9 protein-coding genes are annotated in these 11,668 nt (G+C 66.0%); 3 read left to right on the plus strand and 6 right to left on the minus strand.

The features are described from left to right. Window positions 1-19: 19 nt before the first annotated feature. The 3 genes from IE317_RS37620 to IE317_RS37630 form a co-directional block, all read right to left on the minus strand. Complete coding sequence (locus IE317_RS37620) at window positions 20-4,084, minus strand: CHAT domain-containing protein (protein ID WP_191316134.1); 4,065 nt, start codon at window positions 4,082-4,084, stop codon at window positions 20-22. Beyond that, on the minus strand, window positions 4,065-4,823 hold the full coding sequence (locus IE317_RS37625; protein ID WP_191316135.1) for a hypothetical protein: 759 nt from the start codon (window positions 4,821-4,823) through the stop codon (window positions 4,065-4,067). The genes IE317_RS37620 and IE317_RS37625 overlap by 20 nt, the downstream gene beginning before the upstream one ends. 129 nt (window positions 4,824-4,952) lie before the next feature. Continuing rightward, window positions 4,953-5,153 carry a hypothetical protein gene (locus tag IE317_RS37630; protein WP_191316136.1) on the minus strand — a complete coding sequence of 67 codons (201 nt, stop codon included), beginning with the start codon at window positions 5,151-5,153 and terminating at the stop codon, window positions 4,953-4,955. Window positions 5,154-5,329: 176 nt separating this feature from the next. On the opposite strand from IE317_RS37630, the gene IE317_RS37635 reads away from it, so the two are divergent. From IE317_RS37635 to IE317_RS37645, 3 genes are all read left to right on the plus strand, one after another. Continuing rightward, window positions 5,330-5,809, plus strand: coding sequence for a 5-methylcytosine restriction system specificity protein McrC (locus tag IE317_RS37635; protein ID WP_191316137.1), 480 nt, complete (start codon window positions 5,330-5,332; stop codon window positions 5,807-5,809). Then, the gene (locus IE317_RS45540; RefSeq protein ID WP_191316138.1) at window positions 5,799-6,098 is read left to right on the plus strand and encodes a hypothetical protein; all 300 of its coding nucleotides are present in this window, start codon (window positions 5,799-5,801) and stop codon (window positions 6,096-6,098) included. Before IE317_RS37635 ends, IE317_RS45540 begins: the two co-directional genes overlap by 11 nt. A 1,727-nt stretch (window positions 6,099-7,825) precedes the next feature. Further along, complete coding sequence (locus IE317_RS37645) at window positions 7,826-8,212, plus strand: hypothetical protein (RefSeq protein WP_191316139.1); 387 nt, start codon at window positions 7,826-7,828, stop codon at window positions 8,210-8,212. A 799-nt stretch (window positions 8,213-9,011) separates the two neighbouring features. Here IE317_RS37645 and IE317_RS37650 read toward each other — a convergent pair. From IE317_RS37650 to IE317_RS37660, 3 genes are all read right to left on the minus strand, one after another. Continuing rightward, window positions 9,012-9,212 (minus strand): hypothetical protein, encoded by a 201-nt coding sequence (locus IE317_RS37650; protein ID WP_229903125.1) that lies wholly within the window; start codon window positions 9,210-9,212, stop codon window positions 9,012-9,014. Window positions 9,213-9,462: 250 nt separating this feature from the next. Continuing rightward, the gene (locus IE317_RS37655; protein ID WP_191316140.1) at window positions 9,463-10,485 is read right to left on the minus strand and encodes a hypothetical protein; all 1,023 of its coding nucleotides are present in this window, start codon (window positions 10,483-10,485) and stop codon (window positions 9,463-9,465) included. Window positions 10,486-10,489: 4 nt separating this feature from the next. Further along, window positions 10,490-11,563, minus strand: a complete 1,074-nt coding sequence (locus IE317_RS37660) for a S46 family peptidase (protein ID WP_229903126.1) — start codon at window positions 11,561-11,563, stop codon at window positions 10,490-10,492. Window positions 11,564-11,668: the final 105 nt, after the last annotated feature.

Here is an 11,668-nt window from a genome sequence, read left to right on the forward strand (position 1 = left end):
GCGCACCGCTATAGCCGACCTACCCGGGCAGAAGAGATTGCTCCTGTTTCGTTGTAGGCGGTTCGGAGTTATTGGCAATATAGACAGCCCGGACCACGTGCGGGGCCAAGTACCTGACCGAGGCAAGCCCGTAGCGACGCAGACCATGTTGGGTTTCGCTGATGATCTCCTTGACCACTTCCGGGTGCCGACCGTCCCAGCCGAACAGCTTGCGGGCGAGTGTCGCGGACTTACCGCGGCCGGCCAGCGCGGCGGCCAGCAGGTGATCGGGCGTAAGGAGCTTATGCCGCGCATCGGATGCCACCGCGCCCGCGTCGCGCACGATCTGCATGGTGTCCGCGCGCAACGCGATCGTAGACAAGGCCGCACGTTCGCGCCGGCGCAGCGCCGCCCAGGCCAGCGAAACGGCGGACCATGAATACACCAGTGGCACGAGCAGCAGGCGACGTGCTTTCTTCGCGTCTTCGGCGAAACCGTAGATGGCAAGGGCGAACAGCACGTCGGTCGGTGTGACCTCGTACCTCCCCAGCCGAGCCGCCTGCTCGGCCGCACTATCCAGCAGCCCGACCAGGGACTCCTCGACGTACCGGTCACCTCGGTCGTCGGCCTCAGGTACCGGCGAGCGGGCCGAGAAGGTGCCCATCGCGATGTGGGCTGCCCAGATCGCCGGGGCCATCACCTCGTCTCCGGTGGCCCGCCAGTGCGCCAAGTGCCGCATCTGGATCCCGCGCAGCGAGTCGACGAGGTCGTCCCCGGCCACGAGGTGGTCGAGCAGCGGAACGTCGAGCACATCGCTGTCAACGACCGGGAAGCCGGTCACCACCAACCGCTGCGCGCCGGCCCACAGCAGCGCCGTGCCGAGCACGAGCCATTCTCCGTCAGCCGCCTGTCCCAAGTCGGCACTGTCACACGCCAGGATGAGCCCCTGAACCGGCACCGGGTAACGAGAAGCCGAGTCGATCAAGGCGCCGGCCGACAACACCACCGGCTCACCGTCGGCCGTGGCCGGGCGGAGCAGCAGGCCTCTGCTCAGCGGCGTGCTGTCGCCCGCGCTCGTGTGACCCGCGAACACCACGCTGGACCGAGATGGCAGGGAGCGCAGAGTCTCGCCGAATCGAGCGAGGTCGACGCGGTCGGAGCGGCCGACGACCGGCACTCCGGTGGGCAGGCGGTACTGGAGAGCGCTGGCCGCGACCAGGTCGTCCCGGGCTGCGCCGAAGGCTCCGCCCGGGTTCAGCACTGCCAAGGACACCGGATGCCGCCCTTTGTGATGGGGGCGTCCGGACAAGGCCGCGATCAAGCCGGCCGGTGGAGCGACTGCCAGCCGGCACCGTTCCACGAGGCGGCGATCCCCGTCACCAATGGCGACGATAGCCCAGGGCACGGCGGCCAGCAGCTGGGCTGGCGCGATCGCGAGGTTCACCGCATCGCCGTGCCCGCCGAGATGGGCACGCAACGAGGCCGGTAGCAGCCCGCCCAGGCGCCGCGCCAGATCGCTCTCGTCACGCACCGGTCCGAACAGGACGCTGCGGGCCATGCGGTCCCCGAAGCGCTCGTCTCCGACGGATTCGCCGGGCCACGGTGCCGGAGCGGCCGCGGTCAGATCGGCCAGTGCCATCCCGAGATCGGTACCGGGGCCGACGTCCAGCACACCGCCACTGACGGCACCGTCGGGCGGGACAAGCGCCCAGTACAGCCGGGTGCCGGCCGACCAGGTGCTCCACCACCACGTCTTCGGCCCGAGCACAGTGTCGGCCAGTCGCTCGAGGTCGTAGCTCGGTGGCCGATCCCCGGGCCGATACCAAACCGCTTTGGACAAGCGGGATACTCCGCGCACCCGGATGAACGGGGCACGCGAGAGATCGGTGAGGTCCTCCCCCTGGCGCGGGGCCAGCTGCAACCCCGCCGTCTCGATGAGTTCGGCCAGGGTTGCCCAGTCGGCGCCGGCGACCGCCTGGCGCATCGCGGCGTCCATCGTCGCGGCTGCTTCGGCCCACCGCAGCCGCCGGGTAGGCAGGTCGTCAAGCTGGTGGCGGGTCCAGTACAGCGACGCGGCGGCCTCAATTCTCGCGTCCAGCGCCGAGAGCTGGTTCGGCGTGTTCTCCAAGTGGTCCGCTAGCTGGTTCAGCGCCTTCGCCGCTTCCAGCGGCCGGTCGGCGCGGAGTAGGAACTCGGCCAAGCCGGTTTCGCTGTCCAGCTCATCCGCGATGTCGATGGCGTCTTTGCCGTCCTCGACCGACGCGACGATGATCACCGCGCTCGCGCGAAGGCTTTCCAAGTCTAGGGCTCGTTCGGACTCCAGCAAGGTGAACATCCGCGCTTCACGCCCATCGCGGGCCCAGCGCTGGAGCATGAAGGCACATCCCGCGATCAGCTTGACCGCCACCGGCGGATAGGCCGGGTCACTCTGGGCGGCCAGCCGGATGACGACCATCGCGTCGAGCAGCTGGGAACGGCGTGGCGTGCGCGGCACGCCGCGGCCCAGCGCCACCGACAACCCCTGCTCCCCCAGCGCGATTCGCGCCCGCCACCGGGCGAGCTCAAGCTCCTTCCGCAGCCTCCGGCGGACTGTTCCCCTGCCGACGAGCCCGGTGGCAGTATCGAGGCTGCGCAAGGCTAGATCCGGCTGGGACAGCTCGAGCCCGGCGTGTGCGACGATCAGCGCACGAACCGGCGCGATTGCCCCGGGCAAGGTGCCGGCGAGCTCGGCGGCTCGGCCGAACCGCCCGCTCTGCACCAGTGCCCAGGCGTGCAGCGCGGTGAGCAAGGGATGGTGCGCCGGTGGTTCGGCCAGCAATGTCGCGGCTGCGGCGGGCAGGCCTCGCCGGACGAGCTTCCGCGCACGGCGGAAGCTGCGGGCGTCCCGCCCCCTCGGCGGCCGCAAGCCGGATACCCCGCGTTGCGGGATCGGCACCGGCGCCCCCGGCGGCCGACAGCGCCAGGCAATCAGCGCTCTCGCCACCAGCCCGGTCACCGGAACAGCCAGCGCGAACCAAGTGAACCCGCCGGCGACGACGACGGTTACCACCAGCACGACGGCCGCTCCGGACAGCCGGCGGGCGACCAGAATGGCGGCGGCGGCGTACAGAGCCGCGGTGAATCCCTGCTGCCAGGTGCTCAGCAGCGTGGGCAGGCCCGCCGCGACCAGGACGCAGCCGAACGACGCGGCGCGCCGGGCGGTGATGTAGGAGTCCGGGACGGCCGCCAGCCAGCACACGTACGCCGGCACGTCCTCGAAGCCGGGGCCGTCGAACATGTCGTAGTGCGCGACGACCGCCTCCCCCGCTGCCGCGATCGCATCCAGCACCACGAACTGCGCGATCACGACCACCGCGGCGAAGGGGTCCCCCATCGCGACGGCGAGCACCGCCAGCACGGGCTGCACCGGCCAGCGCAGCGGCAACCTAGCCCAACCGATCCGCTCCGACTGGGTGGTGGTCTCCCGGGAATCGCGAGCGGACACGACCGTGGCGGCGGCGAGCACCCACGCCGCGACCGAACCGGACCGCACGCCGTGGACGACGAGCAGGACGACCGCCGCCAGCACGCCGGCCATGTAGCAACCGGTGAACGCGCGCTGCCACCGCTGGCCGTTCAGGGTGAACCCAAGCCGAACCGGCTCGTCGGGCCGCGGCGACTCCGCGGCCTCCCGGCGGACGCTGTGCTCCTTCAGCACGTCGTCAAGCCGGTCCAGCGTCCCCAGCCCGAAGGCTTCGGCGACCACCTGCGGCACCCCGGAGCCGACCGGCGCCCGCATGGTCAAGGAAAGCGCGACGGCGATCTGCGCGACGTCCACGAACTCGAACCCGTAAACCGCGGCCAGCGTCTCGGCAACGTCCAGGACGTGCCCGAAAGCATGCTTCCGGAAGGTCGAACCGGGCGCCAGCAGCGATGCGAACTGCTCGGCGCTCAGTCGGACCCGCACTCGAGTCCACTCGGTGCTCGCGAGCAGATCCAGCGCCGATTCGAGCCGTTCGCGCTCGGGCAGGCGGATCGGCAATCCGTTGACCGCGTCGACCAGGCGTTGTGCCGCGAGCGTCAGCGGCCGCGATGCGGCCGCCGTCTCAGCCGTCGTCAACAGCATGCTCCCAGTCGACTTCGGCGAGTGCCGAAGCCGGGGCACTCCCGGGCAAGCCGACCACGTCCGGTTCGCTGGAGCGCCAAGCGAACCGGCTCGGACCGACCAGCGACCTCTGGAACGCGATCGCGCCGAAGAACGGCGTGGCACCCGACTCGACCGCAACGCGCGCGGCCAGCCCGTGCGGGTTGGCCGCCGCGAGGGCCGCCGACGCATTGGCCACCGGCAGCGGCCCGGCCAGCACGTCCGCTGAGACCTCGAGGTCCACTGTGGCGCCGGCGGTCGCCGAGACCAGGATCGCCGCCGGGCCGGTGTGGAGCACCTTGTGCACCACCACCCATTCGCGCCGCCACACCTTCGCCAAGCGCAGCACCTGGAGCTCGCGTTCCAGCGCCGGTAAGTTGGCCAGCTCCCGCCACGCGCACCCGGAGGCTTGCAGCAGCGTCGCGCCGGCGTCGTTGAAGGCGACCGACAGCTTGCCGGATCCTGCCCCTGGCGCGGCCGCGCCCGCGCCCGCGCTGACCCTTACCTTGCCGGCGGACTGATAGTTGAGGTCCGCGGCGACGCTCAACTCACGCACCGCAAAAGGGACATTCAGGTCGCCGAGGCTGGTCACGCGATCGAACCTGTGTCCGCGCAAAGTGCCGACGTCCCCGATACTGATCAGGGTGTTCGGGAACCAGCACGCTAGGAAACCCAGCTTTTTGTGAATCTCCCGGGTGTAGATCTCGTGGATCCCCGCCATGCAGTCTCTCCTCCGCTCAGTTACCAGTCGCGCGGACGATCGACATTCGTTACAGTGCCGGTCAGCATCCGGTCTCCATGTTGCTCAGCGCGTTCCCGGGAGTCCCGACACCATGAAGGAACGTGACCTTCACCCGCCCGGACGCGTAGTCCGCCGCCGGTGCGTCGTCGAGGCTGAAGCCGATCGCTCCCCGGCGTCGTTCACGCTGACGCCGTCCGTTCCCTGGCCGAGGTCGAGGTTGAAGCGCTCGGCGATCCGGTACCCGCGGAACGCGTTGCTCAGCTGCGCCAGCGTGAACCCTGCGCGCACCTCGCCGACTTGGGTCGTCATGTTCTGGCTACCGCTCTTGGTGGCGAGGATCCGCCCAGATTTGCGCGTCGCGGAATCGGGCAGCATCTGGGACCACGCGGTGCTGCCCACCCTGCGCGACCACTTCCACGGACGCGAAGGCGTACTCGCCGAACTGTCCTTGCCTCAGCTGCGAGCGGAGGTGACCGGCAGCCCCGATGAAGACACTCAGCTTCCATGAATACGAGCAGTCCAAGAACCAGCCTCTGACCCTGGCTGAGATCAATGTTCTGCGGAACAGGTTTAGGTGCACGGTCACTCGCACAGATTCGGGTGATGGCCTGTTCAACGTGCAGGCCGCCGACCGGGTCGGCACCGTCCTGGTCGACGGACCCTCGATCGTCGTGGCACCGACACTGCCGGTCTCCCGAGTCTTGTTCCTCATCGCCCACGCCGTCGACCCCGCATGGACCGACGACGCCGTCCTCGACGAGAAGCAGACCCTGACCGAAGCCGTCGCCGCCCTCTTCACCCACCTGTGTGACCGCGCCACACGAACCGGGGTCCTGCGCGGCTACCGCGATCGCCACGACCGGCTCCACACCGTCCGCGGCCGCATCGACTTCACCCAGCAGCTGCGCCGCTCCCCCGGCCGGGACTTGCCGCTGGCGGTGTCCTACCAGTCCCATGACGAATGACGTCACCCAGCTGATCTCGCTGATCGACATCATCCCAACGATCCGTGGCGCGGTCGGCAGGCCCCGCCGTCTGGTCCGCGCCCGCGGCATAACCCCGCTCATCGCCCGCCACGGCGCCGAGCATGGCTCGGGCGTCAGTAAAGTCCGCTGGCCGGCGGATCGCACTTCCGTCTGGCTCAGGAACTTCCGCCGCCTGAGCAGCCGCACCGGACGACGCGCCGACGTGCAGCAAGCCGTCCTTGGCCTGGCCTGCTCCGTGATCTGCCTCCGCAAACTCATTCTGCACTGACCCCTGAGGCGCTGACTGCGGCCGGTGGGAACCCGCTGTGACCACAGCACGGAGACTTCGCTTGCCAGTAGCGCGCTGGACTGCAGTCCTGACAGGGTGATCACCGACGGTCGGTGGTCATTCAAGCCGAGCCGTCGCCAAGCAGCTACCGCGACTTACGTGCTCAGCCGTGGTTGAGCCCCGACTTCCACTCGACGATGCTCCAGGTGAGCAGGTCGGCGTTCCTCCGCAGCATCGGCTTCATGCCGAGAGCCTCCAGAGCGGCCGTAACGGAGGGCATGGGCTTGAACGTCCTCGCTCACCGACTCCGGGCACCCTATGCCTCACCATGAAGCGCAGCTGCGCAGGAAGTCCCGCCCGTTGCCGACCGGTCGCGCGCCTTTATGCGCGTCTAGTATGGCGAGACCAAGCTGCCACCTTGAGGAGTTTCTGAATGGCACCCGCCGCCCGGATCGCTCCCACTCCGAGGTCGACTTCATCCGAGGTGGCCGGTCGGCCGGAGACGCACTCAGGTCCGAGCGGGAGCGGCCTAGGACACTCCGCCCAGTGCTTCGCGACGCGGTACGGCTGATCGAACACAACTGCCCGCCGCGCACCGCAACGTGAGAATGGAGGGGACATTGGTCGATCAGATCCTGAACGACTTCCAGTCACTTAACGACTTCGGAATCTTCTTCACCAGAATCAAGCAGATAATTAACACTATCGAACCACAGGTAATCAAGGATTTACCTTTTGCCTTCCGTCTTGTTGCATACCTAATAATCACCTCGATCGTCACTAGAATCGTATTCGGAGCTTTCCGAACAATCGCTCGAACTCTTCATTTCGTAGTTTGCGAGACATTCAACCTCACAATCCCACATCTCCCTTTCGAGTTCACCGACTCCTCGGCCATGTTCTTCGTCAGGTTCGAGGCAACGATGAACAGGACTCGACTTTTGCGGTCACGAAGAGCACGAATCCTCGCACTACCTCGCCGACGCAACCTAAGCACACTTTCGAGATCATTCCCGAAATCGAACACCAGACGATCTAGTTTCTTCAAATTCGTGATCGTTGGCCCACTTGTAATTACCTCATCCTTACTAGCCGCACCGTTCACCCTCGCGTGGTACATACTCAAACCCACGCCGGGAAATATCATTGCTTGGCTCGCGTCACTCTGGTACCTGGGCATCCTCCAAAAACCATTCCAGCTAGCAAACAAAGCTAGTTTGGGAGATATTCACCTGTCGACCATCCTTGCGGCAGGAAGCCTGTTCGCTGCCATCTATGCGATCACGAACAGCGACGTCAGAGGACGCGCAGAGCTCAACAAGACGGCGAGTCTGGCATGCAGAACCGCGCTTCACTCATGCACCTACCCGCTACTGAAAGCGGCCACCGCACTTCATGAAATCAGAATTCAGTCCACACGAAGGCTACAAAGATTTCCCAGGCGCCACGAAATAAAGAGGGTGGCCCGCCGACCCGACCTGGAATGGCGCGGAAGGATTCTACTACCCCGTGGAGCCTCCCCGATCCCGCACGCCAAAAGGGCCAGCGCGATACTCAGACCACTTCTGGTAAGAAGATTTTTTACCGAATGCATATACTCGCGTAAGCGTCTTCATCAATCTGGCGACCGACTAACCACAATCACAGACATCGAAGTACACCATTCCACAGTAGAAAGCGCCCGAAATTTGGTCGACGAGAGATTGTCCGAGCTTCGAGAGTCCGGCATGCTCAGCAAGATCGACCGCGTGCTCGATGGCTCCGGCATACATCTCCTCGCAACCGCCCTCGACGATGATTTCGGAATAATCGACACGAACCTACTCGTCGCGGCAGGTCAGTCAACTTGGCTCGACACCATCACACTAGAGAAGGACAAGCAGGATCTACTTCAATCATGGGAAGCATTGAGAAACGCCTCTCCGGACGATCCCGAACTTCGTCGAGCATGCGTTGACCTGACGCGCAGAATTCGACGTTTTCTGAGACTCGAACATCGCAAGCTTTGGCGAGCCGCAGTGACCGAACAGCGCCTCGTTCACCTTGTGGAATGCATTGACAAGTCGCTACGGCCTCGCCTTATTGAGCGGATACGGCAACAGTTTGGCAAATAAAGTCCATTCAACCCGGTCGGGTATGCGCATCCACTACTGCGAAGGAGCAGCCGGTGAAGCTGAAGGCTGCGACCGGCAGCAGCAGGCATCTCGCTGCGCGTTCCACCCACTCGATCGGACGCGGTCGAAGACGCGCTGCTCGCGCGCACGCGTCGCGTCCACGACTCCCTCGGCCGATGCTGCTGGCTGGTCGCCTCTGCAGACCACCGCCTCGCCGCGCTTACCGAGCTCGGCCGCACATTTCGCTGAGCGCGGAAAAGTTGTGCGATCCGCAGACCCAACCCCTGGGACGCGATCGGATCGGCTTCAGCAAGTCGATGAGTCCCGGCGCGCTGTACGACGCCGCACACGGAGTTTGGGTCATCGGCCGCAACCACCGCAACGAGCGGTTCGCGCTCTTCGCCTTCCAGGGTGTCGTCCGTCAAGCCGTAGAGATCCAACGCATCGAGACCGTCGTAGTCCGCGATGCCGGCGACACCCGCGACGACCGGTGCGTCATCCACGGACGCATCCTTGCCGCAGGGCATCCGGTTTTCGACGCCTACGTGAGCAAGCCCTCGCCCCTCGAGCCGGGCCGAAACCCTGTCCGCTACTTCTCGTCCGAGTTCGATACTGCCCAGCCATGTCGATGCAGATGCGGCGAGACAGTCAAGGGCCGAGACTTCCTACCGGGCCATGACCAAACCGCATTGCATGACCGAGTGCGACAAATCGGAACAGTGGCCACCGGCGATTCGACACACGCAACTCGAGCCCGGCGCCGAGCCACGGACCGGCGGCAAGCAGGACGGCACCCCGGTTACGGACCCTCCCAGCCAGTCGGCGCGCCAGCCGCGGCTGCATCCCACGGGCCGACGGCCTGGCCGAGCACGACCAGGTCAATCCCGTCGACCAACGCCGAGAGGACCGCGGCGATCTCTGCTCCGGGGTCGGGGATGAGCGCGAGCCGCTCCAGCTCCACGCCCAGTTCGGAAGCTGCCGCTACGCCGATGTCCGACATGCCGGTGATCGCCGAGGTCAGGCGGTGCGGGCCAGTCCAGCATTCCGACCGTCCGGCAGGCACTTGGCCGACCCAGCGCGGACCCGACGCAGCACTGAGCGACCAGTCACTATGCTTGCCCTCCTGCGGGCTACCGAGCAGGGTCGACGATCTGCCGCGCCGCGGACGGTCCGCGGGGAGTCCTCGGCACCGCTATCCGCGCCGACGATGCTAGCGGGTGGAGACCGAAGTACACGACAAGTAATTCCGTCTACCTGGGCATGGCCACGAGATTCCGGTTCGCGGGCTCAGAGGCGGCCCTAGGGAAGACGCCGAGGTCTACGAAGGCCGGCAGGTCAATTTGTGAGAGAGTCTGACCGGCCGCGGGCATCGCGCGCTCGACCCTGCGCTTGACGGCGGCGACGATCGTCTCGGCGTCGCTTTCTATCAGATCAGGGCTCAGCAGAACCGTCCGCTCGAATTGCGCGAGTAGCTTCTTCACCGCGGGCAGCCGGTCCGCGCGCGCGGCGCTCAGCAAGGCGGCATACACGGGACCGACCTCGGGCAGCCGTGCCCAGTCCGCACGAGCCGCGCTGGCTTCGATGCTGAAAACAACGTAGGCGACGTCCGTCACCGGTGATCCGTCATGCCAGCACAGCACATCGTCAGACAGCACGCACTGCCTTCGGGCGAGCGCGGTGGACGTTGTCGCCAGGACCGCGAAAACTCCCGTGCGCACCGGCGTAAACGTGCGTACCGCACCGACCCCCAGCACGGAATCCCGGGTGCCGACCAGAGCGTTCAGGCCGTCTTTCAGCGGCCGGATGAGGCTCAGCGCCGGCGCGACGAACGAGACGCCAGCCAGCTCGCCGACTGATTGCAGGAAGTCGAGATAAGGCTCGGCCAGATCTTTCTCTTTGATGGCGAACAGTCCGATCTCGATGTCGAGCGGCCCGCCGAGGTAGGGCACCGGTCCCGCAAGCCGTGTCGGGCCGATCGGCACCTTGGCGAGCTTGTCCCCGGTGATGCCCCGCATCGACGCAGGGCTCGTGGTCAGGAGGAACTCGACAGGAGTCGGGCCTGCGTGCTCGAGCCGGGTGTAGCTGGTCAGCGAGCAGTGATAGCGCGAGGTCCACCGCCGCTCGTACGGCAGGCGCATGGCCAGCAGGTGGACGTGCAGATACTCGTTCCCGACTGCGCGGCGGACCAGGTCCGCTCTGGCTTCTTCGGCGCCGAGTTCCTGCACCACCCAGGGAGCGGCGGCAGTTTTGATGATCGCGGGCCACAATCCCATGTGGTCATTCCTTCGATGGCTCGAGTCGCATCATGTTCAAAACTTGCCGCGCCCAGACCCAGCTGGTGCACTCGAAGGGAGCTCCGAGTTCTGTCCGTTCACTGCAGAAGCCGATGAGCTTGCCGTCACCGTCGTACAGCGCCGCGCCGGAGTCACCGCCCGCTGTGTCGGCGTCGGTCAGCACACACAGCGCCGTGTTGCGCACTTCCGACATGATCCTCATGTCGAAACTGCGGACCATGGTCTTGGTGGGGCCCGAGCGCGCGCCGTCGAAGCTCGCGAATACCTGTATCCGGGGCGGCACATCCAGCACACCGCCGCTCGGCGAATCTACGTGCACCTGGTAGGGATGGGCGAGCAGGGCGCAGTCGAGAATCTCGCTGCTGCCGATCACCGAGGTGAGACTGCCCGAAACGTAGAGGTCCGTTCGGTCAGCGACGGCGTGCCGCGCCGTGGTCAGGACGGCTTCGCCAACGTCGGTGACAGCCGCCATTCCCACCGTGCCGATCGCATCCTCTTCGCCCACCGTTCTGATCCCCAGACAAGGTTGAACGGTCATGGGGACAAAGGCAGGTGCAGGAACGACTATTGCCGCATATTCCCGTCGCCTCCCGACCTCTCGCATCGCCTCCTCGAACACATCGAAGATGTCAGATCCGTACCAGCGCGGCCCGGCTCGCCCTAGCACTCGCGCTTCTGCGTCTGATATTCGACGACCTCTCTCGAGGGTAAACTCGAACAAGTCGAAGTAGACCACGATCGGTTCCGCTGACGGCGGCATTCCGGAGTCGAGTACTACCAGGTCATACCGGCCGCCGTTCGCGTGGGGCACCAGGAGGGTTTTGACATCGAGGAAAACGCGACGCGAAGCGCCAGCCCGCCTCAGTCGATCGCGCAGGGGGGTCGGACGCCAACGGTTAAATATCCGGCCGGTTAATACATCCTGTTGATCAAAACCCGCGTTGAAAGCGCGGCGACTGATGGGGGGACGCGGTATCGCGTCAGCGCGCATCCAGAGCATGGCGGCGAGCATAAGTTCGGCGCGATCCGGCTCGACGGCGAGAGCTCCGGCGAACACTCGGGCTTCTAGTCCGACCCCCTCTGCGCCACCGTCCGCACCGACGTACCGATCCGCGAAATCAGTGATATTCATCCGACCTCGATCATTCACCTGTCTGGCAAT

The sequence above is a fragment of the Amycolatopsis bullii genome (genome assembly GCF_014654205.1).
Classification (GTDB): domain Bacteria; phylum Actinomycetota; class Actinomycetes; order Mycobacteriales; family Pseudonocardiaceae; genus Amycolatopsis; species Amycolatopsis plumensis.